General features: G+C 58.7%; 16 protein-coding genes. 14 read left to right on the forward strand and 2 right to left on the reverse strand.

Annotation, left to right across the window (positions count from 1 at the left end):
• The 11 genes from pbpC to NV64_RS01450 form a co-directional block, all read left to right on the forward strand.
• Positions 1-1,342: penicillin-binding protein 1C (gene pbpC, locus NV64_RS01400; RefSeq protein ID WP_101505164.1), on the forward strand; the 1,342-nt coding region annotated here is incomplete at its 5' end.
• A gap of 214 nt (positions 1,343-1,556) precedes the next feature.
• Positions 1,557-1,988 carry a nucleoside-diphosphate kinase gene (gene ndk, locus NV64_RS01405; protein WP_056238913.1) on the forward strand — a complete coding sequence of 144 codons (432 nt, stop codon included), beginning with the start codon at positions 1,557-1,559 and terminating at the stop codon, positions 1,986-1,988.
• 179 nt (positions 1,989-2,167) lie between these two features.
• On the forward strand, positions 2,168-3,343 hold the full coding sequence (locus NV64_RS01410) for a bifunctional tRNA (adenosine(37)-C2)-methyltransferase TrmG/ribosomal RNA large subunit methyltransferase RlmN (protein ID WP_056238915.1): 1,176 nt from the start codon (positions 2,168-2,170) through the stop codon (positions 3,341-3,343).
• Between the two features lie 149 nt (positions 3,344-3,492).
• The gene (pilW, locus tag NV64_RS01415) at positions 3,493-4,191 is read left to right on the forward strand and encodes a type IV pilus biogenesis/stability protein PilW (RefSeq protein WP_056238918.1); all 699 of its coding nucleotides are present in this window, start codon (positions 3,493-3,495) and stop codon (positions 4,189-4,191) included.
• Complete coding sequence (gene rodZ / locus NV64_RS01420) at positions 4,181-5,179, forward strand: cytoskeleton protein RodZ (protein WP_056238922.1); 999 nt, start codon at positions 4,181-4,183, stop codon at positions 5,177-5,179. Before pilW ends, rodZ begins: the two co-directional genes overlap by 11 nt.
• Before the next feature lie 38 nt (positions 5,180-5,217).
• Entirely contained in the window at positions 5,218-6,339 is a 1,122-nt protein-coding gene (ispG, locus tag NV64_RS01425) for a flavodoxin-dependent (E)-4-hydroxy-3-methylbut-2-enyl-diphosphate synthase (protein ID WP_056238925.1), read from the forward strand.
• Between the two features lie 84 nt (positions 6,340-6,423).
• A complete protein-coding gene (gene hisS / locus NV64_RS01430; RefSeq protein WP_056238927.1) occupies positions 6,424-7,701 on the forward strand; it encodes a histidine--tRNA ligase in 1,278 nt (425 codons plus the stop codon).
• Positions 7,702-7,739: 38 nt separating this feature from the next.
• The gene (locus tag NV64_RS01435) at positions 7,740-8,360 is read left to right on the forward strand and encodes a YfgM family protein (protein ID WP_056238929.1); all 621 of its coding nucleotides are present in this window, start codon (positions 7,740-7,742) and stop codon (positions 8,358-8,360) included.
• 40 nt (positions 8,361-8,400) lie between these two features.
• Positions 8,401-9,582: an outer membrane protein assembly factor BamB gene (gene bamB / locus NV64_RS01440; RefSeq protein ID WP_056238932.1), complete on the forward strand. Its 1,182-nt coding sequence runs from the start codon at positions 8,401-8,403 to the stop codon at positions 9,580-9,582.
• Positions 9,583-9,789: 207 nt separating this feature from the next.
• Positions 9,790-11,289 (forward strand): ribosome biogenesis GTPase Der, encoded by a 1,500-nt coding sequence (gene der, locus NV64_RS01445; protein WP_056238936.1) that lies wholly within the window; start codon positions 9,790-9,792, stop codon positions 11,287-11,289.
• 310 nt (positions 11,290-11,599) lie between these two features.
• Positions 11,600-14,032 carry a glucose/quinate/shikimate family membrane-bound PQQ-dependent dehydrogenase gene (locus NV64_RS01450; protein WP_101505165.1) on the forward strand — a complete coding sequence of 811 codons (2,433 nt, stop codon included), beginning with the start codon at positions 11,600-11,602 and terminating at the stop codon, positions 14,030-14,032.
• Positions 14,033-14,263: 231 nt separating this feature from the next.
• Here NV64_RS01450 and xseA read toward each other — a convergent pair whose 3' ends face one another.
• Positions 14,264-15,643, reverse strand: a complete 1,380-nt coding sequence (gene xseA / locus NV64_RS01455) for an exodeoxyribonuclease VII large subunit (RefSeq protein ID WP_101505166.1) — start codon at positions 15,641-15,643, stop codon at positions 14,264-14,266.
• Between the two features lie 171 nt (positions 15,644-15,814).
• On the opposite strand from xseA, the gene guaB reads away from it, so the two are divergent.
• From guaB to NV64_RS01485, 3 genes are all read left to right on the forward strand, one after another.
• The gene (guaB, locus tag NV64_RS01465) at positions 15,815-17,281 is read left to right on the forward strand and encodes an IMP dehydrogenase (RefSeq protein ID WP_056238944.1); all 1,467 of its coding nucleotides are present in this window, start codon (positions 15,815-15,817) and stop codon (positions 17,279-17,281) included.
• A gap of 76 nt (positions 17,282-17,357) precedes the next feature.
• The gene (guaA, locus tag NV64_RS01470; protein WP_101505167.1) at positions 17,358-18,938 is read left to right on the forward strand and encodes a glutamine-hydrolyzing GMP synthase; all 1,581 of its coding nucleotides are present in this window, start codon (positions 17,358-17,360) and stop codon (positions 18,936-18,938) included.
• Between the two features lie 1,200 nt (positions 18,939-20,138).
• Positions 20,139-21,287, forward strand: coding sequence for a Fic family protein (locus tag NV64_RS01485; RefSeq protein ID WP_056238952.1), 1,149 nt, complete (start codon positions 20,139-20,141; stop codon positions 21,285-21,287).
• A gap of 137 nt (positions 21,288-21,424) precedes the next feature.
• Here the strand turns inward: NV64_RS01485 and NV64_RS01490 are convergent, their stop codons facing one another.
• Positions 21,425-22,012: a TetR/AcrR family transcriptional regulator gene (locus NV64_RS01490; protein WP_056238955.1), complete on the reverse strand. Its 588-nt coding sequence runs from the start codon at positions 22,010-22,012 to the stop codon at positions 21,425-21,427.
• Between the last annotated feature and the right edge of the window lie 121 nt (positions 22,013-22,133).

A 22,133-nucleotide genomic window follows, 5' to 3' on the forward strand; every position in this document is an offset into this window, starting at 1 on the left:
CCGCGACATCCACGGCCAGGTCAACGGCACGCTGGCGAAGCGTTCGCCTGGCTCGGCGCTGAAGCCGTTTATCTTCGCGCTGGGCATTGAACAGGGGGTGCTGCACCCGCTGACGGTGCTGAAGGACGTACCCTCCGCGTTTGGCAGCTATGCGCCGGAAAACTTTGACCGTCGCTTCCTCGGCCCGGTCACCGCCACCGACGCGCTGAACTTCAGCCGTAATATTCCGGCGGTGTGGGTGGCCTCGCAGCTGCATCAGCCCGGTTTTTATCAGTTTTTGCAGCTGGCCGGTATCAGCGGCATGGCCAGCGAGAACCACTACGGGCTGTCGCTGGTGCTGGGCGGCGGGGAGGTCACCGCCCAGGAGCTGGCAAAACTGTATGCGATGCTGGCCAACCGCGGCGAGCTGCGGTCGCTGCGTTTCCGCGCTGACGATCCGCAGCCGGCCGCCGTGCGCCTGCTGAGCGAAGAGGCCAGCTTTATGACCCTGGACATGCTTCGCCAGCACCGCCGCCCCGGCGACACCCTGGCCCAGCGCCCGTCCACGCTGCCGGTCTACTGGAAAACCGGCACCTCGTGGGGCTTCCGTGATGCCTGGAGCGTGGGGATCTTCGGCCCGTACGTGCTGGTGGTGTGGCAGGGGAATTTTGCCGGCCAGGGCAACAGCGCTTTTATCGGCGCTGAGGCGGCCGCGCCGCTGTTTTTCAATATTATCGACAGCGTTAAGGCCAGCTATCCGGGGCTGAGCGAGCCGGGGCACCGCTTCCCGCCGCGGCTGAAGCGGGTGGAGGTCTGCCTGCCGAGCGGCAACCTGCCGACGCAGTGGTGCCAGCAGCGCGGGCAGAGCTGGTTTATTCCCGGCACCTCGCCGATTAAGGTCGATACGGTCTACCGCCCGCTGCAGATCGATAACCACAGCGGTGAGGTGGCCTGCCCGCCGTGGGACCCGCAGCAGACGCATACCCAGGTCTTTGAGTTCTGGCCCTCCGATCTCGCCCAGGTGTTTGCGCTGGCGGGATTGCCGAAGAGGCCGCCGCCGCAGGCGCAGTGCCAGCCGGGTGGCGTGGACGGTGCTGCACCACGCATTACCTCCCCGCTGAGAAACACCACCTACACCCTGCGCCAGTCGCGCCAGGGGCAGGAGAACATCAGCTTTGCGGCGGTGACCGACGCTGACAGCAGCACGGTGTACTGGTTTGTCGATGATATTTATCTCGGCAGCAGCGCCAGCCGCAAACCGCTGGACTGGCGGCCCACGCGTTCGGGTCAGTACCGCATCCGCGCCGTTGACGACCGCGGCCGCGCCGACAGCCGTCCGATCGCTGTGATGCTGGTCAACTAATTCAGCGCAGGAAAAGGGTGCCGGTTCTGGTCATCCGTCGGCGGCCTGCGTAAAATAGCCGCAGTTGGGGCAAAAAAGCCGCGATGTCGATCGGGTTTTTCAACAAATCACCGGATTGCCCATAGGCATCAGGGCAGATGCCCCCTATAATCTGCGGCCTTTTCATGGCCGGACACTTTTTACGGCTACATTCATCAGATTGACAGGGGTCAACATGACTATTGAACGTACTTTTTCCATCGTAAAACCAAACGCAGTGGCAAAAAACGTCATCGGTGCCATCTTCAACCGTTTTGAAAGCGCTGGCTTCAAAATCGTTGGCAGCAAAATGCTGCAGCTGAGCAAAGAGCAGGCTGAAGGCTTCTACGCTGAGCACCAGGGCAAGCCATTCTTCGATGGTCTGGTTGAGTTCATGACCTCTGGTCCGGTAGTGGTTTCCGTGCTGGAAGGCGAAAACGCCGTACAGCGTCACCGCGACCTGATGGGCGCAACCAACCCGGCGAACGCGCTGGCCGGTACCCTGCGTGCTGACTACGCTGACAGCTTCACCGAGAACGCCACCCACGGTTCAGACTCTGCTGAATCTGCTGCCCGCGAAATCGCCTATTTCTTCGGCGAAGGCGAGATCTGCCCGCGCACCCGTTAATCCGGCTGCCCGGCGACCGGCGCGTTATTGACAAATAATTTCAGTAACGGCTTTAACCCTCCGGTCACCATGAGTATAATAATGCGCCCCAGATGAGCTCGCTCGTCAGGGGCGTTTCTTTTTCCTTTTTCCCATCAAAACCAGTGCCATAACGTGTAATAACGAGGCCAGAGAACATTATGTCTGAACTGATTGTGACGCCGTCCTCCGACGCATCTGCCATTTCCATCGCCACGCCGAAGAAAGAAAAAATCAACCTGCTGGATCTCAACCGTCAGCAGATGCGTGAATTTTTCCACGCGCTGGGCGAAAAACCGTTCCGCGCCGACCAGGTCATGAAGTGGATCTATCACTACTGCTGTGATGATTTCGATGAGATGACCGACATCAACAAAGTGCTGCGCGGCAAGCTGAAAGAGATGGCCGAAATTCGCGCGCCGGAAGTGGCCGAAGAGCAGCGCTCTGCCGACGGCACCATTAAGTGGGCCATTCAGGTCGGTGGCCAGCAGGTCGAAACCGTGTATATCCCGGAAAAAGACCGCGCCACGCTGTGCGTCTCCTCGCAGGTCGGCTGTGCGCTGGAGTGTAAATTCTGTTCCACCGCCCAGCAGGGCTTTAACCGTAACCTGCGCGTGTCCGAGATCATCGGCCAGGTGTGGCGCGCGGCGAAGATTATCGGTGCGTTAAAAGTCGCCGGTCAGCGCCCGATCACCAACGTGGTGATGATGGGTATGGGTGAGCCGCTGCTCAACCTGAATAACGTGGTACCGGCGATGGAGATCATGCTGGACGACTTCGGCTTTGGCCTGTCAAAACGCCGCGTAACGCTCTCCACCTCTGGCGTGGTGCCGGCGCTGGATAAGCTGGGCGATATGATCGACGTGGCGCTGGCGATCTCGCTGCACGCCCCGAACGATGCCATCCGCGACGATATTGTGCCGATCAATAAAAAGTACAACATCGAGACCTTCCTTGGCGCGGTCAGCCGTTACATCAGCAAGTCCAATGCCAACCAGGGGCGGGTGACCATTGAGTACGTGATGCTCGATCACATCAACGACAGCACCGACAACGCGCATGAGCTGGCGGCGCTGCTGAAGGATACGCCGTGCAAGATCAACCTGATCCCGTGGAACCCCTTCCCGGGCGCGCCGTATGGCCGCAGCTCTAACAGCCGCATCGACCGTTTCTGCAAGGTGCTGATGGACTACGGCTTTACCACTATCGTGCGTAAAACCCGTGGCGACGATATCGATGCCGCCTGCGGCCAGCTGGCCGGGGACGTGATCGACCGTACCAAACGCACGCTGAAGAAGAAGATGGCCGGTGAATCCATCGCTGTGAAGGCGCTCTGAAAACAGCGATGAATCCGCTGCAATAACCGTCTTTGCGCTTCCCGCCCGCACTGAACGGTGCCAGGCTGGCTTTTTTCAGCCAGATAAAGCGCCGGGAGGGACGGGTGAAAACAGGGAGCAAGGGACTGTGGGCCGCCGTGTTGCTGGGCATGCTGCTGAGTGGCTGCCAGCGACCACCGCAGCGGGAATCGCTGGTCGATACCCGCCTGCAACTGGGGCTGGCATGGCTGGCGCGCGGTGAGTTATCCGCCGCCGAACGCAATCTGCAGCGGGCGCTGGCGCTGGCCCCGGAGGATTATCGCACCCGGCTGGCCATGGCGCGGTTTCAGCAGCAGAGCGGGGACGCCGCGGCTGCGGCAGAATCCTACCGTCAGGCGCGGCAGCTGGCACCGCAAAACGGCTATGTGCTTAATAATTACGGTGCGTTTCTCTGCGGATTAAGGCAGTATGATGCGGCACAGCGGCAGTTCAGTCGGGTGGCGGAATCTTCAACAGGCGGCCTGCGGGCCGACAGTATTGAAAATTCAGGCTACTGTTACCTGAATGCCGGTGAGCCTGAGCCAGCACGTGATGCGCTGGCTAAGACGGTACGGTACGATCCAGCCAGAGGGATGCTGTTGCTGGCTGAAGCCGAAAGGCGCTATGGAAAGGGGAGACGTGCGGAATCGCGCCTCCTGTTAGATGTTTACCAACAGTCTTTACCTGCTTCGGCAGAGAGCCTGTGGTTAGAGATTCGCTTCGCCGCGCAGGAGAACCGGCCCGATGACGTTAGGCGTTACGGAGCACGGCTTGCGCGAATTTTTCCACTTTCGATACAGTACCAGCATTTTTTAGCTAATGAATACTGAAGCCACTCAAGAAAAATCTAACGTAAATTCCACAGGCGAGCGCCTGCGCAGCGCCCGTGAACTCAAGGGGCTGACCCAGCAGAACGTTGCTGAGCGCCTGTGCCTGAAACTTTCCACCGTGCGGGATATTGAAGAGGACAAATCGCCTGCCGATCTCGCCTCGACCTTCCTGCGCGGCTATATCCGTTCCTATGCTCGCCTGGTGAATGTACCCGAAGAGGAGCTGTTACCGATGCTGGCTAAACAGGCACCGGTACAGGCCGCCCGCGTGCAGCCAATGCAGAGTTTTTCACTGGGCAAGCGCCGTAAAAAGCGCGATGGCTGGCTGATGATCTTCACCTGGCTGGTGCTGTTTGTGGTGGTCGGTCTGACCGGTGCCTGGTGGTATCAGAACCACAAGGCCGCGCAGGACGACCTGGTATCGATGTCCGATCAGAACGCCTCGGTCGGCAGCGATAACGGCCAGTCGATTCCGTTAACCGACGGCAGCGCCGACGGCGCGAACAACATTGAACTGCAACCGTCAGCGCCGTCTGACAGCACGCCTGCCGCTGATGCGGCGGGCGCTGCCCCGGCAGCTGCGGCGCCTGCGGCGACCGCTCAGGCGCCTGCCGCCACGGCAGCACCTGCTCAGGCTGCGAACACACAGCCTGTGGTGGTTTCACCTTCACAGGCACCGGTGGATAACGCCAGCGCACAGCTGCCAACCGGCAGCGCGGCGGTCAGCGCACCGGCGGCAGACCCGAACGCGCTGGTGATGAATTTCACCAACGACTGCTGGCTTGAAGTCACCGATGCGGCGGGTAAAAAACTGTTCAGCGGTGTTCAGCGCAGCGGTGGTAAACTCAGCCTGGCGGGTACCGCTCCTTACCGCTTAAAAATCGGCGCACCTGCCGCAGTGCAGATCGAATACCAGGGTAAACCTGTCGATCTGAGCCGTTTTATCCGTACTAACCAGGTTGCTCGCCTGACTCTGGGTGCGCAGTAACGCCTCTGCCCCGGCGCGAGTAATTATGGAGAACCAATATGCACAGTGAAGTCCCCATTACCCGTCGCAAATCCACACGCATTTACGTCGGGAAAGTGCCCGTGGGGGATGGCGCACCGATTGCCGTCCAGTCCATGACCAATACCAAAACGACCGATGTCGCCGCCACCGTGGCCCAGATTAAAGCGCTGGAGCGGGTAGGGGTCGACATCGTTCGCGTTTCCGTGCCGACCATGGACGCCGCGGAAGCCTTCCGCCTGATCAAACAGCAGGTCAACGTACCGCTGGTTGCCGATATCCACTTTGACTATCGCATTGCTTTGAAAGTCGCCGAATACGGTGTGGACTGCCTGCGCATTAACCCAGGCAACATCGGTAACGAAGAGCGTATCCGCAGCGTCGTCGACTGCGCGCGTCACTACAACATCCCGATCCGCATCGGCGTCAACGGCGGTTCGCTGGAGCGTGACCTGCAGGAAAAATATGGCGAACCGACGCCACAGGCGCTGCTGGAATCGGCAATGCGCCACGTTGATCATCTCGACCGTCTTAATTTTGACCAGTTTAAGGTCAGCGTTAAGGCCTCTGACGTGTTCCTTGCCGTAGAATCCTATCGCCTGCTGGCAAAGCAGATCGATCAGCCGTTGCACTTAGGCATCACCGAAGCCGGTGGCGCGCGTGCCGGTGCGGTTAAATCTGCCATCGGCCTCGGCCTGCTGCTTTCTGAAGGGATCGGCGACACGCTGCGTATTTCGCTGGCGGCCGACCCGGTAGAAGAGGTGAAGGTCGGTTTCGATATTCTGAAATCGCTGCGCATTCGCTCGCGCGGGATTAATTTTATCGCCTGCCCGACCTGTTCCCGTCAGGAATTTGACGTGATCGGCACGGTCAACGCGCTGGAGCAGCGGCTGGAAGATATCATCACCCCGATGGATATCTCGATCATCGGCTGCGTGGTCAACGGGCCCGGCGAAGCCACCGTCTCCACCATGGGCGTGACCGGCGGCAGCAAGAAAAGCGGTTTCTACGAAGACGGCGTGCGCCTGCGCGAGCGTCTGGATAACGACAATATGATTGACCAGCTGGAAGCGCGTATCCGCGCCAAAGCGACGATCCTCGACGAAACCCGTCGGATCAACGTACAGCAGGTCGAAAAGTAATGAGCCGGGAGCGACGCACGCCGGCCTGAAAACAGGTCTTTACGGCGGCCGTTCCCCTGACACATTTAATTTGAGAGAGAATTCGTGGCGAAGAACATCCAGGCCATTCGCGGCATGAACGACTACCTGCCTGCCGACACCGCCGTGTGGCAGCGCGTTGAGCAGATCCTCAAGCAGGTGCTGGGCAGCTATGGTTTCAGTGAAATCCGCCTGCCGATCGTCGAGCAGACGCCGTTATTCAAGCGCGCAATTGGTGAAGTCACCGACGTGGTTGAAAAAGAGATGTACACCTTCGATGACCGCAACGGCGAAAGCCTGACGCTGCGCCCGGAAGGTACCGCAGGCACCGTGCGTGCCGGTATCGAGCACGGCCTGCTGTATAACCAGGAGCAGCGCCTGTGGTATATCGGTCCGATGTTCCGTTACGAGCGTCCGCAGAAAGGGCGCTACCGCCAGTTCCATCAGATCGGTGCCGAAGTGTTTGGCCTGCAGGGGCCGGATATCGATGCCGAACTGATCCTGATGACCGCCCGCTGGTGGAAAGCCCTGGGGATCTCTGAGCACGTGCGCCTGGAGCTGAACTCAATCGGTTCACTGGAGGCGCGTGCTAACTACCGTGACTCGCTGGTGGCCTTCCTTGAGCAGCACATCGAGGTGCTGGACGAAGACTGCAAGCGCCGTATGTACACCAACCCGCTGCGCGTGCTGGACAGCAAAAACCCGGACGTGCAGGCGCTGCTGAACGACGCGCCGGCGCTGGCCGACTACCTGGATGACGACTCCCGCGAACACTTCAGCGGCCTGTGCGCGCTGCTGGATGCCGCCGGCATTGCTTACACCGTCAACCAGCGCCTGGTGCGTGGCCTTGACTACTACAACCGCACCGTATTTGAGTGGGTGACCAGCAGCCTGGGTTCGCAGGGCACCGTCTGTGCCGGCGGCCGTTATGACGGCCTGGTTGAGCAGCTGGGTGGCCGCGCCACCCCGGCGGTCGGTTTTGCCATGGGGCTGGAGCGTCTGGTCCTGCTGATTCAAACCGTTAACCCGGAATTTGAACCGACGCGCAATGTTGATGTCTATGTTATCGCTTCAGGTGCCGGGGTGCAGGGCGCAGCGATGATGCTGGCAGAGCAGCTGCGTGACGCGCAGCCGGATCTGAAGCTGATGACCAACTTTGGCGGCGGCAACTTCAAGAAGCAGTTCGCCCGTGCGGACAAGTGGGGTGCCCGCGTCGCGCTGGTGCTCGGCGAAGATGAAGTGGCGAAAGCGCAGGTCGTGATTAAAGATTTACGTAATGGCGAACAGCAAACGCTGGCGCAGCAGGACGTAGCCGCCACGCTGGCGGCGATGTTACAGCACTAAGCCCAAAGCAAACAGACGATTTAAAGGAGTAGTACTGCGTGGAATCGTATAGCAACGAAAACGAACAGGTTGACGCGCTGAAGAATTTCTTCGCTCAGAATGGAAAAGCGCTGGTGGCTGGCGTGGTGCTGGGCGTCGGTGCCCTGGTCGGCTGGAAATACTGGAGCAGTCATGAAGACAGCGGCTCCCGTGAGACGTCGGCGGCCTATCAGCAGGTGACCGCAGCGCTGGATGCCAGCAAACCGGCTACGCTTGACGCGGCGGCGAAGTTCGCCAGCGACAACAACAACACCTACGGTGCGCTGGCGTCGCTGGACCTCGCGAAGCGTTATGTTGACAATAATCAGCTGGATAAAGCGGCAGCCCAGCTGCAGAACGGTCTGCAGGATACCAAAGATGCCAACCTGCAGGCGGTACTGAATCTGCGCCTGGCGCGTATTCAGCTGCAGCAGAAACAGCCGGATGCGGTATTAAAAACGCTGGAAAACATCAAGGGTGACGGCTGGGTAGCCATCGTCGCCGATGTTCGTGGTGAAGCGCTGCTCAGCAAAGGGGATACCCAGGGCGCACGCGACGCGTGGAGCAAAGGCGTCGCGGCCGATACCTCTTCCGCGCTGAAAGAGATGCTGCAAATGAAAATGAATAATCTGCCAGGTTAATAGCGAATAATTTGGCCTGCACAGGCACAAGAGGGATTTCATGGAATTGCGTAAGATACTGTTGCCGGGACTGATTTCAGTCACTTTACTCAGCGGATGTTCATGGTTTAGCGGTGAAGAGGACGTGGTCAAAATGTCCCCTCTGCCAACCGTGCAAAACCAGTTTACTCCGGAAAAAGTCTGGAGTACCTCGGTGGGTAACGGCGTGGGTGACTTCTACTCGAACCTGCATCCGGCCTGGGCTGACAGCACCGTTTATGCGGCAGACCGCCACGGCGTGGTAAAAGCGCTGAACGCCGGCGACGGTAAAGAGCAGTGGAAGGTCGACCTGTCTGAAAAGACCGGTTTCTTCTCCAGCAATCTCCCGGCCCTGCTGTCCGGCGGCCTGACCGTTGACGGCGGCCACGTCTACGTCGGCAGCGAGCGCGCGCAGGTTTACGCGCTGAACAGCAGCGACGGCTCTGTGGCCTGGCAGACCAAAGCAGCCGGTGAAGTGCTGTCGCGCCCGGTGATTAGCGATGGTCTGGTGCTGGTACACACCAGCAACGGCATGCTGCAGGGTCTGGACCAGACCAGCGGCGTGGTGAAGTGGACGGTTAACCTGGATATGCCGGCGTTGAGCCTGCGCGGTGAATCTGCCCCGGCTGTCGCCTTTGGTGCGGCGATCGTCGGCGGTGATAACGGCCGCGTCAGCGCCGTGATCCTGAATCAGGGCCAGATTATCTGGCAGCAGCGCATCTCTCAGCCAAGCGGTGCGACCGAGATCGACCGCCTGGCAGACGTTGATACCACCCCGATCGTGGTTAACGGCGTGGTGTATGCGCTGGCCTACAACGGCAACCTGACCGCCCTCGACCTGCGTTCCGGTCAGGTGATCTGGAAGCGTGAAATCGGCTCTGTTCACGACATGATCGTCGACGGTGGCCGTATTTTCCTTGTCGATCAGGATGACCGCGTCATTGCGCTGAGCACCGAAGGTGGCGTGACCATCTGGCGCCAGAGCGATCTGCTGCACCGCAACCTGACCTCACCGGTGCTCTATAACGGCTACGTGGTGGTTGGCGACAGCGAAGGCTACCTGCACTGGATCAACACCGAAGACGGGCGTTTCGTGGCTCAGCAGAAACTGGACAGCTCCGGTTTCCAGACCGAGCCGGTGGTGGCCAGCGACAAGCTGCTGATCCAGAGCAAAGACGGCGAAGTGTACGCGATTACGCGTTAATCTCACCGCGGTAACATCCGCACCCGGCCGTGATTAACCACGGCTGAATTGCGGAAAAAACGGCTCCTGAACGTTCAGGAGCCGTTTTGTTTTTTTCCGGGCGTGTTATCCTTAGCGCCATCAGCCCGATCCCTGCGACTTAAAATCCTGTGTTTGACAGAAAATCGCTTCGCAGCGGGCCCTATTTTTCAGTTATGAGGCTTTAATATGGTACCTGTGGTCGCGCTGGTCGGGCGTCCCAATGTGGGAAAATCTACCCTTTTTAACCGTTTGACGCGCACGCGAGATGCGCTGGTGGCGGATTTCCCTGGACTGACCCGAGATCGCAAATATGGTCGCGCCGAGGTCGAAGGGCGTGAGTTTATTTGTATTGATACCGGCGGTATCGATGGCACCGAAGAGGGCGTGGAAACGCGTATGGCCGAACAGTCGCTGCTGGCGATTGAAGAAGCCGACGTGGTGCTGTTTATGGTAGACGCCCGTGCCGGTCTGATGCCCGCCGATACGGCCATTGCTAAGCACCTGCGCTCCCGTGAAAAGGCAACCTTCCTGGTGGCCAACAAAACCGACGGTCTGGATGCCGATGCCGCCGTGCTCGACTTCTGGTCGCTGGGTCTGGGCGAGATCCACCCGATCGCCGCTTCACACGGCCGTGGCGTCACCAGCCTGCTGGAGATGGTGCTGCTGCCGTGGATGGACGAAGTCGACCCGCGTGAAATCACCGAAGAAGAAGAGAACGCCGCCTACTGGGCAGAGCTGGAGCGTGAAGCCGCTAAAGCCCGTGGCGAAGCGGTGGAAGAAGAGCCCGAAGAGGAGTTTGACCCGCGCACGCTACCGATCAAGCTGGCTATCGTTGGCCGCCCGAACGTCGGTAAATCAACGCTCACCAACCGTATTCTCGGTGAAGAGCGCGTGGTGGTGTACGACATGCCGGGCACTACCCGCGACAGTATCTATATCCCGATGGAACGTGACGAACGTGAATATATTCTGATCGACACCGCCGGGGTACGTAAGCGCGGCAAAATCACCGACACCGTAGAGAAGTTCTCGGTGATCAAAACGCTACAGGCGATTGAAGATGCCAACGTAGTGATGCTGGTGATCGACGCCCGTGAAGGCATCTCCGATCAGGATCTGTCGCTGCTGGGCTTTATTCTCAACAGCGGGCGTTCGCTGGTGATTGTGGTCAACAAGTGGGATGGCATGACAGAGGAAGCGCGTGCAGAGGTGAAAGAGAACCTCGACTTCCGTCTGGGCTTTATCGACTTCGCCCGCATCCACTTTATCTCCGCGCTGCACGGCAGCGGGGTGGGCAACCTGTTTGAGTCGGTAACCGAAGCTTACGACTGTTCCACCCGCCGCGTGAACACCTCGATGCTGACGCGCATCATGAATATGGCGACTGACGATCACCAGCCGCCGCTGGTACGTGGCCGCCGCGTGAAGCTGAAATATGCCCACGCCGGTGGTTATAACCCGCCGATTGTGGTGATCCACGGTAACCAGGTGAAGGATCTGCCGGACTCCTATAAGCGCTACCTGATGAACTACTTCCGTCGTTCACTGAAGGTAATGGGTACGCCGATCCGCATCCAGTTCAAAGAGGGTGAGAACCCGTATGAAGGCAAGCGCAACCTGCTGACCCCGACTCAGCAGCGTAAACGTCAGCGCCTGATGAGCCATCTGAAAAAGAACAAACGTTAATACCGCAAAGGGCCCCGAGGGGCCCTTTTTGCTGGGCACAAAAAAGTGTTAACCCTGGTAAATATGCAGTTAATCATTTTGTGCTATACCCAATAGCAGGGAGCGCAGTCATACAGGGGTTGTTAATTTTCTGTTTATTAAATTATGAACCTGGTGGTACAATCCTGCCGCTTTCCAGCAGTGCCCCGGCGCGCCAGCCGTGCCTTAGCGGCAGTTGCTTGCAAAGCAGGACGGGTATGTCCCGTGTACGATGTTAATAAAAATAAGGTTTTAGCGAATCGCGCCTTATTTTCTCCAGGAGTATTTCTGTATGCCTCAGACAAATGCAGGGTCAGCGAAAGGGCTGGGCTTGTGGTGCTTCCTGCTGGGAATCATTCTCCTTGCAACGGGCCTCTATTTCATCATCGGCGGCGGTAAGCTGATTTCCCTCGGCGGTAGCTGGTATTTCGTACTGGCAGGCCTGGTGACCCTCGCTTCCGCCGTGCAGTTCTTCCGCCGTAAATCGTCTGCGGTGACCCTGTTTGCGGTGGCCGCCGTTGGCACCGCCATCTGGGCGCTGGCCGATGTTGGCCTCGACTTCTGGCCGCTGGTTTCCCGCGTGGTGTTCTTCGCCGGCATGCTGTTGCTGGCGCTGATTACGCTGCCCGCGCTGCGTAAGCGCGAAGGGAAATCTTCGCTGGCTAAACCCGCGTACGGCGTCAGCGCCGTGCTGGTGGTGGGCCTGCTGGCGACCTTCTGGGGCATGTTCCAGCCGCACCCGACCGTGCCGTTTGCCGGTCAGGAACTGCCGCTGGTGCCGGTCGATAAGAGCAAGCAGCAGAAAGACTGGGATAACTACGGCAACACCGCCGGCGGCAGCCGCTTTGTGGCGCTGGACCAGATCACCCGCGATAACGTGAAAGATCTGAAACCGGTATGGACCTTCCACACCGGCGATACGCCAATTAGCCCGACCGGTAACGGCGCGGAAGATCAGCAGACTCCGCTGCAGGTTGGCGATCGCATCTTCCTGTGTACGCCGCACAACAACATTATCGCCGTGGACGTCGACAGCGGTAAGCAGCTGTGGAAAACCGAGATCAATGCGCAGTCCCAGGTGTGGAACCGCTGCCGTGGTCTGGCTTATTTTGACGCCACCAAACCGCTGCAGCAGCCAACCGTGCCGGACTCTACCCCGGTTCCGGCTGTGAGCCTGGCCGCCGGTGATACCTGCCAGCGTCGCCTGCTGATGAACACCATCGACGCACGTCTGGTGGCGGTTAACGCCGACAACGGCGAGCTGTGCCAGAACTTTGGTAACAAAGGTTTTGTTGATTTGAAAGCCGGCCTGGGCGATGCGCCAGACCCGCAGTATCAGCTGACCTCCGCGCCTACGCTGGCCGGTACTACCGTGGTGGTAGGCGGTCGCGTAGCCGATAACGTGCAGACCGACATGCCTGGCGGCGTGCTGCGCGGCTTTGACGTGGTGACCGGTGCGATGCGCTGGGCGTTTGACCCGGGCAACCCGGATCCGAATGCGTCACTGAGCAGCGATAAGAACTACGTGCGCAGTACCCCGAATTCGTGGGCACCGATGTCCTACGATGCGGCGATGAACACCGTGTTCCTGCCGATGGGCAGCTCGTCGGTGGACCTGTGGGGTGCCAACCGTAACGCGCTGGATCATAAGTACGGTGCCTCGATCCTGGCGCTGGACGCGACCACCGGTAAAGAGAAGTGGGTTTATCAGACCGTGCATAACGATCTGTGGGACTTCGACCTGCCGATGCAGCCGAGCCTGATCGACTTCCCGCAGAAAGATGGCACCACCAAACCTGCGGTAGTGATCGGCACTAAAGCGGGCCAGATCTACGTGCTGGATCGTCTGACCGGCAAGCCGCTGACCGAAGTGAAGGAAGTGCCGGTTAAGCCTGGCAATATTCCGAATGAGCAGTACACGCCAACCCAGCCGAAGTCAGTCGGTATGCCTGAGATTGGTGCCGGTACGCTGACGGAATCGGATATGTGGGGTGCCACGCCGTTTGACCAGCTGGCCTGCCGTATCGGCTTCAAGTCCATGCGTTATGACGGCCTGTACACCGTACCGGGTACCGATATGTCCCTGAGCTTCCCGGGTTCCCTGGGCGGCATGAACTGGGGCAGCCTGTCTACCGATCCGAACAACCACTATATCTTCGCCAACGATATGCGTCTGGGCCTGTGGGTTCAGATGATCCCGGCGAAAACCACCAGTGGTCCGGCCAGCAACGGCGGCGAAGCGGTGAATACCGGTATGGGCGCGGTGCCGCTGAAAGGTACGCCGTTTGCGGTGAATAAGAACCGCTTTATGTCGCCGCTGGGCATTCCGTGCCAGAAGCCACCGTTTGGTACGCTGTCCGCTATCGATCTGAAGACGCAGAAGATCGTCTGGCAGGTGCCGGTGGGTACGGTGCAGGATACCGGTCCGTTCGGTATTAAGATGAAGGCGCAGATGCCGGTGGGTATGCCTACGCTGGGCGGTACGCTGGCGACTCAGGGTGGCCTGGTGTTTATCGCCGGTACGCAGGATTACTATCTGCGTGCGTTTGATAGTTCAACCGGTAAGGAGGTGTGGAAAGCACGTCTGCCGGTGGGTAGTCAGGGTGGCCCGATGAGCTATGTGTCACCGAAGACCGGTAAGCAGTATATTCTGATTTCTGCGGGCGGGGCGCGTCAGTCGCCGGACCGTGGTGATTATGTGATTGCATACGGTTTGGATAAGTAAGCCCGGTTAATTCGTCGAGCTGAATCAGGCCCCTTCCATTGCGGAGGGGCTTTTTTTTGCCTTGAGGTTGAGGGCAAGGGCAAAGGCTCGTTGCCTGTTGGATCCAGATACGTCGGGCCTGTCAGCGGGCGACCCTGCGCGGGTTACCCCGCTCCGGGCTCATCCCGCTGCCCTCCCGAAAAATGGGCTGTGGTTTTGGCAGGTGGTTTTAAGGCTTGGTGCCTGTAGGTTTTATGGCTTCGGGGCGGCGCGTTTGCGGGGTTTCTTTGTTGGGGTGAGGGCGGTGACTTCGCTTTCGACCCAGCCGTCGTCGAGGCGGGTTTTTAGGGTGTCGCCGGTCTTGAGTTGGGTGGTTTTTTTGATGACTTCGCCGTCGGCGGCGGTGGTGACGCTGAATCCGCGGGCGAGGGTGGCCAGCGGGCTGACGCCGTCGAGTTGGGCGGTGAGGTTGCCGAAGCGCTGTTTGCTGGCGTTGAGCTGCTGGGTCAGGGCCTGCTGCAGGCGGTGCTGCCACTGCTGGAGGTGCTGGCGGGCGCGCTCTAAGCGCAGTTCAGGGCGGATGGCGCTGAGGCGCTGTTGGGCGCGTTCCTGCTGGCGGCTGGCCTGGCGCAGGCGCAGCTGCACGGCGTCGTCCAGGCGGCGCTGTAGCTTGATCAGCGCGGTTTGCTGGCGGGCGAGGCGCAGCTGGGGGTGCTGCTGCTGTAAACGGTGCTGCAGGCGGCTGAAGCTGCGCTGCTGCTGGGCGAGGTAGTAATCCATCGCCATTTCCAGCCGCTGCTGTTGTGACTGCAGCTGGCGTACCAGTTCCAGCTGGTTGCGGCTGACCAGTTCGGCGGCGGCCGAGGGGGTGGGCGCGCGCAGGTCGGCGACAAAGTCGGCGATGGTGACGTCGGTTTCGTGGCCGACGGCGCTGACGATCGGGATGCGGCTGGCGAAGATGGCGCGCGCGACGCGTTCGTCGTTGAAGCTCCACAGGTCTTCCAGCGAGCCGCCGCCGCGGCCGACGATCAGGACGTCGCACTCGTTGCGGGCGTTAGCCAGTTCAATGGCCCGTACGATGCCTGAGGGCGCTTCTGCGCCCTGTACCTGGGTCGGGTAGATCACCACCGGCAGCGACGGGTCACGGCGCTGCAGCACGTGCAGCACGTCGTGCAGCGCTGCACCGGTGGGCGAGGTGATGACGCCCACCCGTCGTGCCGGGGTGGGCAGCGGCTGTTTGTGAGCCTGTTCGAACAGGCCTTCGGCGGTGAGGCGTTGTTTCAGCTGTTCAAACTGCTGCTGTAACAGGCCGTCGCCGGCGGGCTGCATGCTTTCGGCAATCAGCTGGTAGTCGCCGCGCGGTTCGTACAGGGTGATGGTGGCGCGCACCAGCACCTGCTGACCGTTTTGCGGGCGGAAGGTGACGCGGCGGTTGCTGTTGCGGAACATCGCACAGCGCACCTGGGCACCGTCATCCTTCAGCGTGAAGTACCAGTGGCCGGAAGAGGGCTGCGAGAAATTTGAGATCTCAGCGCTGAGCCACACCTGGCCCATTTCCATCTCCAGCAGCTTGCGCACCGTGGTGTTGAGACGGCTGACGGTAAAAATATTGGCGGTTGGCGGTAGCGACATTGTGATGAAGATCAAATTTCAAATCAGAGGGTTAATCAACCGATACTACATGCCCCAGCGGAGGGATCAAGGGTTTTTCGTAAAAAGTACTGGAGGCAATCGATTACGGCCTGTATAATGCCGCGGCAATATTTTACAAGTTCTCATTCACCCTGAGGTTGAGATATTGCCATGCTAAGAATCATCAAAGAAGCCCTGACTTTCGACGACGTCCTGCTCGTTCCTGCTCACTCGACCGTTCTGCCAAACACGGCTGACCTCAGCACCCAGCTTACCAAAACCATTCGCCTGAACATCCCTATGCTCTCCGCAGCGATGGATACCGTGACCGAAGCCAATCTGGCGATCGCACTGGCGCAGGAAGGCGGTCTGGGCTTTATTCACAAGAATATGTCCATTGAACGCCAGGCCGAAGAAGTGCGTAAGGTGAAAAAACACGAGAGCGGCGTCGTCACCGATCCGCAGACCGTGCTGCCAACCACCCCGCTGAGCGACGTGAAAGCGCTGACCGAGCAGAACGGCTTTGCCGGCTACCCGGTGGTCAACGGCGAGAACGAGCTGGTCGGTATCATCACCGGCCGTGACGTGCGCTTCGTGACCGACCTCAGCCTGCCGGTTTCCGCGGTGATGACGCCGAAAGAGCGTCTGGTTACCGTGAAAGAGGGCGAAGCCCGCGACGTGGTGCTGCACCGCATGCACGAAAAACGCGTTGAGAAAGCGCTGGTGGTGGACGACAGCTTCCATCTGCTGGGCATGATCACCGTGAAAGACTTCCAGAAAGCCGAGCGTAAGCCTAACGCCTGTAAAGATGAGCAGGGTCGCCTGCGCGTCGGTGCAGCCGTCGGTGCCGGTGCCGGTAACGAAGAGCGCGTGGACGCGCTGGTTGCCGCCGGCGTTGACGTGCTGCTGATCGACTCCTCACACGGCCACTCTGAAGGCGTGCTGCAGCGCATCCGCGCCACCCGTGCTAAATATCCTGACCTGCAGATCGTGGGCGGCAACGTGGCCACCGGTGCCGGCGCACGTGCGCTGGCCGACGCGGGCGTGAGCGCGGTGAAAGTGGGTATCGGCCCTGGCTCAATCTGTACCACCCGTATCGTGACCGGCGTGGGCGTACCGCAGATCTCTGCCGTTTCTGACGCGGTCGAAGCGCTGGAAGGCACCGGTATTCCGGTTATCGCCGACGGCGGTATCCGCTTCTCCGGCGACATCGCCAAAGCCATCGCGGCCGGTGCCGCTGCGGTCATGGTCGGTTCGATGCTGGCGGGTACCGAAGAGTCCCCGGGTGAGATCGAACTCTACCAGGGCCGCTCGTTCAAATCATACCGTGGTATGGGTTCTCTGGGCGCGATGTCGAAAGGCTCCTCCGACCGTTACTTCCAGACCGATAACGCCGCAGACAAGCTGGTGCCGGAAGGCATTGAAGGCCGCGTTGCCTACAAAGGCCGCCTGAAAGAGATCGTTCACCAGCAGATGGGCGGCCTGCGCTCCTGTATGGGTCTGACCGGCTGTGGTACCATCGATGAACTGCGCACCAAAGCGGAATTTGTACGTATCAGCGGTGCCGGCATTCAGGAGAGCCACGTCCACGACGTGACCATCACCAAAGAGTCGCCGAACTACCGCATGGGTTCCTGATAACCCCTGATTTCCCCGCCCGGCTCAGCCGGGCGTTTTACATCCCATTTTGTTTACATCGCCCTGGAATAGCCCAATGACGACGGAAAATATCCATAAACACCGCATCCTGATCCTCGATTTCGGTTCACAGTATACTCAGCTGGTCGCGCGCCGCGTGCGCGAACTGGGCGTGTACTGTGAACTGTGGGCGTGGGACGTCACCGAAGAGCAGATCCGCGGTTTCAACCCGAACGGCATCATCCTCTCCGGCGGCCCGGAAAGCACCACCGAACACAACAGCCCGCGTGCTCCTGAGTACGTGTTCAACGCCGGCGTGCCGGTGCTGGGCGTCTGCTACGGCATGCAGACCATGGCGATACAGCTGGGCGGTGCGGTAGAGGGCTCGAACGAGCGTGAATTTGGTTACGCTCAGGTGGAAGTGAAGACCCAGAGCGCGCTGATCCGCGATATCGAAGACGCCATCAGCGCCGACGGCAATTCGCTGCTCGACGTGTGGATGAGCCACGGCGATAAAGTCACCGCCATCCCGGCTGACTTCGTTACCGTTGCCAGCACCGATACCTGCCCGTTTGCCATTATGGCCAACGAAGAAAAACGCTTTTACGGCGTGCAGTTCCACCCGGAAGTGACCCACACCCGTCAGGGCCAGCGTCTGCTGGAGCGCTTCGTGCGCGATATCTGCCAGTGTGAAGCGCTGTGGACCCCGGCCAAAATCATCGAAGACGCGGTCGAGCGCCTGCGTGAGCAGGTTGGCGAAGATAAAGTGATCCTCGGCCTCTCCGGCGGCGTGGACTCCTCCGTGACCGCGATGCTGCTGCACCGCGCCATCGGCGACCGTCTGACCTGCGTATTCGTTGATAACGGCCTGCTGCGCCTGAACGAAGCCGAGCAGGTCATGGAGATGTTCGGTAACCACTTCGGCCTGAATATCGTCCACGTTAACGCCGAAAACCGCTTCCTTGAGCAGATGGCCGGCGAGAACGATCCGGAAGCCAAGCGTAAAATCATCGGCCGCGTGTTCGTGGAAGTGTTCGACGAAGAAGCCACCAAGCTGCAGGATGTGAAGTGGCTGGCGCAGGGCACCATCTACCCGGACGTGATTGAATCTGCCGCCTCTGCCACCGGCAAAGCGCACGTGATCAAATCACACCACAACGTGGGTGGCCTGCCGAAAGAGATGAAGCTGGGCCTGGTTGAGCCGCTGAAAGAGCTGTTCAAAGACGAAGTACGCAAAATCGGCCTTGAGCTGGGCCTGCCGCACGCGATGCTGTTCCGTCACCCGTTCCCGGGCCCGGGCCTTGGCGTTCGCGTACTGGGTGAAGTGAAGAAAGAGTACTGTGACCTGCTGCGCCGCGCCGATGCGATCTTCATCGAAGAGCTGCACAAAGCCGACCTGTACAACAAGGTCAGCCAGGCCTTCACCGTGTTCCTGCCGGTACGCTCCGTTGGCGTAATGGGCGATGGCCGTAAGTACGACTGGGTGGTTTCCCTGCGTGCGGTCGAGACCATCGACTTTATGACCGCGCACTGGGCGCACCTGCCGTACGACTTCCTCGGCCGCGTCTCCAACCGCATCATCAACGAAGTGAACGGCATCTCCCGCGTCGTTTATGATATTTCGGGTAAACCACCGGCGACGATTGAGTGGGAATGATTTAGCGGCTGGCATTCGCTGGCACGCCTAAACATAATGCACTCTCTGAGCCCGCATCACTGCGGGCTTTTTTATGTCTGTTAATCTCTGGCATCTGTTAGCAACAGGCCCCCCATCAAGCAGTTGTTTTGGGAGGCTTACAGGAGCAGCGCACTTTCGGCCCCCAGGCCCCCGAAAAATGCTACGTTTGATCGTTATTATTGGAAAGTAGCAATCTCTATGCAGCACTAGCAAAAAACACTATTTTTCATTATTTTTCGCTACTCTATGATGAGGTTGGTATGGACCCCTATCGCAATCCCTTTGCCCCTGGTGCTGGTTTTCCTCCACCCGAACTCGCTGGCCGGGATCCTGTCTTAAAGATGGCTCGCATTTCCTGCGGGCCGTGCATTAATAGGAAAACCTGCACGATCGCTGATGCTCCTGGGCCTGCGTGGAGTCGGTAAGACGGTATTACTCAACGAAATCGGTAATATCGCAAGAGAGCAGGGGATGATCGTATCTCAGCTTGAGGCTGATCTGGTCCAACGATCACGCTCGCTGATGTAGAGCGCGCTTACCCTGAAACACTCGCCGGCCTTGATACAGGCTTCTTCAAAGTTCGGTATGACCGACTGACCAGGGCTGAAATCCAGTTTGTTAAGGCGATGGCTGCCCTGGGTGATGGACCCTATTCAATGGCAAGTATTGCTAAGGAGATGGAACGCGATCGGTCATCGCTGGGACCTGCACGGGCCAATATCATTTCCAAGGGCATGATCTACAGTACAGACCATGGATACCTTGATTTCTCGGTGCCTCTTTTTCACTGAATATCTTCGTCGTCGCGGCGAATGAAAGTGGCGCTGCGATGCCGGCGTCGCTCCGCCCAATACGATGCGCTGGATTTCGGATTCCAGCGCATCGTATTGGTTGGTCGTCTCCATGGCGTAATCGTGGAGGCCGCTGAAGTCGGGCAGTTCTGGCGAGATCCACAACACGCGTATAAGCAACAGCTGCTGGCGGCGGTGACGGGTGTGGGAGAGATGTGTGGTTGAAGAGGGAGGGCGCATGCGTAAGAAGCTCAGCGTGGCAACTGCCGTATGGATGCTAAGTAAAGGATGTTTAACTGAGACATCTTTTATTAAAGAATATTTTAATATGGTATGACATAGTTCAAGCAGGCTTTAATAACATCCCCAGACATCAAAGGATTTCTTAATGAAGCGCGCATCCGGTCACTTTATCAAAACCGTCAGTTATGATGAAACGGTCAATGCTTTTATACCGGCCTCCTTACCGCCCACCGCGCCGGAGATTGACCCTGCCTCATACCTTGAGCTGAACGAGAAAGCTGAAAAATCCTTAGCTAGACTCGCGGGCATGTCCGGGCTTGTCTCCTCAAGCGAATGGCTCGTGTACAGTGCTATCCGTAAAGAGGCACTACTCACCTCTCAACTGGAAGGTACTCAGGCGACACTTAACGATATTTTTGATGAAGAAGCGGGTCTTGTGGTAGCGAATGTTGAAGACGTTGAAGAAGTCACTAACTATCTGCGGGCATACAGATTTGTCAGTGATGAATTGAACTCTCCTTCCGGCCTGCCAGTCTGTGTACGGCTCTTAAAACAGGCTCACCACGTGCTGCTGTCAGGTGCCCGCGGAGCAGCGAAACAACCCGGTGAGGTGAGGACGACCCAAAACTGGATCGGGGGTACAAGGCCAGGTAACGCATCCTGTGTACCGCCGCCCCCTGAAAGCGTGGGCGACTTACTGTCAGAACTTGAGAAGTATATTCATGAAATCAATCCTTCCCTGCCACCTTTGGTTCGAATAGCGCTTGTACACGCACAGTTTGAAACCATTCACCCCTTTCTTAATGGGAACGGACGCATCGGTCGTCTGCTGATTAGCATGCTGCTGGAAGAATGGCAGTTGCTGAAGGAGCCTCTGCTGTACGTTTCTGGCTACCTGAAGCAACATCAGCAGTACTACTACCAGTGCTTAACAAATATCAGGAATGAGGGGGACTGGGAGAAATGGCTGACCTTTTTCCTAGAGGCGGTTAATTATACTGCAGATGAAGCGCAGCAAAGCATCATTAAAATTGCGTCCCTGTTTGCTGACGACAGGAAGAAGATTCTTTCAATGAGATCAACGTCCGTACACAGCATCCGATTGTTTGAGTTTTTGCCGACGATGCCTAAACTGACCGTAGAACGCGCAGTCAAACTACTGGAAGTAACCTACCCGACGGCAAATGCTGCAGTGAAAACCCTGGTCGACGCTGCAATCCTTGTTGAAACCTCGGGTAAAGCTCGCCACAGAAGTTATGTATACAGTCGCTACGTCGAGTTGTTACGGAACTAAACAGCTGTTACTAATAGTACGGCCAAATCCACATGGATTTCCGGCGGAATGATCAGACTGATTTAGCCGCTTGTAAGGATCGGTGAGCCGGAAGAAGTGGCTAAAGCCGTGTTTATCCCTGCAAGTTTTTCGTCCTCTTACTCCTTCGCCAGCATCCCCCGCAACAGCAGCTCCAGCGCCCCCAGCCCCTTCTCCAGCCGCGTATCGCCATCCTCTTCCCCGGCAATCCACACCGCCGCTTCTGCCAGGCTGCCGTAGATCAGCGCGGCCAGCGCCTGCGGGTCGGCTTTTACCACAATGCCTTGCTGCATCAGATCGCTAATCAGCCGCTGCATCGACTCCAGGCAGTAGCGCTGTGACTCCGGCGTCGCGCCACCCAGTACCGCGCGGGCGTCGCGCAGTACGATGCGCTGGATCTCAGGTTCCAGCGCCATCTGCAAATAGGCGCGGCAGCGCTGGCGGAAGCCCTGCCAGGTATCGGCGGCACCGTCTGAAATCGCCTGCAGGCGGCCATCGACCTCGGCATCAATCTGCTCTACTACCGCCGCCAGCAGCCCCTTTTTATCACCAAAATGATGATACAGCGCACCGCGGGTCAGGCCGGCGTGGGCAGTGAGATCGTCCATCGAAGTGGCGGCATAGCCGTGTTCACAGAAAAAAGTACGGGCGGTAGCCAGCAGGGTGGCGCGGGTCTCTTCCATTTCAGCGCGGGTACGGCGAACCATGATTACCTCTTACATACATCTCGTATGATTATTTACATTCACTGCGTATGATTATAGGCTTAAACATACGCTTTGTATGTATTGTCATTGCCACCCTCTGTGATGGCAGGCAAAACCAGGG

Origin of the sequence: Erwinia sp. B116 (assembly GCF_002865965.1) — a bacterium.
Lineage (GTDB): Bacteria > Pseudomonadota > Gammaproteobacteria > Enterobacterales > Enterobacteriaceae > Erwinia.

Excerpts from the sequence above, each read along its gene's own strand:
- ndk (WP_056238913.1), top strand. The coding sequence starts at position 1,557 with ATGACTATTGAACGTACTTTTTCCATCGTAAAACCAAACGCAGTGGCA.
- NV64_RS01410 (WP_056238915.1), top strand. The coding sequence starts at position 2,168 with ATGTCTGAACTGATTGTGACGCCGTCCTCCGACGCATCTGCCATTTCC.
- pilW (WP_056238918.1), top strand. The coding sequence starts at position 3,493 with ATGCTGCTGAGTGGCTGCCAGCGACCACCGCAGCGGGAATCGCTGGTC.
- rodZ (WP_056238922.1), top strand. The coding sequence starts at position 4,181 with ATGAATACTGAAGCCACTCAAGAAAAATCTAACGTAAATTCCACAGGC.
- ispG (WP_056238925.1), top strand. The coding sequence starts at position 5,218 with ATGCACAGTGAAGTCCCCATTACCCGTCGCAAATCCACACGCATTTAC.
- bamB (WP_056238932.1), top strand. The coding sequence starts at position 8,401 with ATGGAATTGCGTAAGATACTGTTGCCGGGACTGATTTCAGTCACTTTA.
- der (WP_056238936.1), top strand. The coding sequence starts at position 9,790 with ATGGTACCTGTGGTCGCGCTGGTCGGGCGTCCCAATGTGGGAAAATCT.
- NV64_RS01450 (WP_101505165.1), top strand. The coding sequence starts at position 11,600 with ATGCCTCAGACAAATGCAGGGTCAGCGAAAGGGCTGGGCTTGTGGTGC.
- xseA (WP_101505166.1), bottom strand. The coding sequence starts at position 15,643 with ATGTCGCTACCGCCAACCGCCAATATTTTTACCGTCAGCCGTCTCAAC.
- guaB (WP_056238944.1), top strand. The coding sequence starts at position 15,815 with ATGCTAAGAATCATCAAAGAAGCCCTGACTTTCGACGACGTCCTGCTC.
- guaA (WP_101505167.1), top strand. The coding sequence starts at position 17,358 with ATGACGACGGAAAATATCCATAAACACCGCATCCTGATCCTCGATTTC.
- NV64_RS01485 (WP_056238952.1), top strand. The coding sequence starts at position 20,139 with ATGAAGCGCGCATCCGGTCACTTTATCAAAACCGTCAGTTATGATGAA.
- NV64_RS01490 (WP_056238955.1), bottom strand. The coding sequence starts at position 22,012 with ATGGTTCGCCGTACCCGCGCTGAAATGGAAGAGACCCGCGCCACCCTG.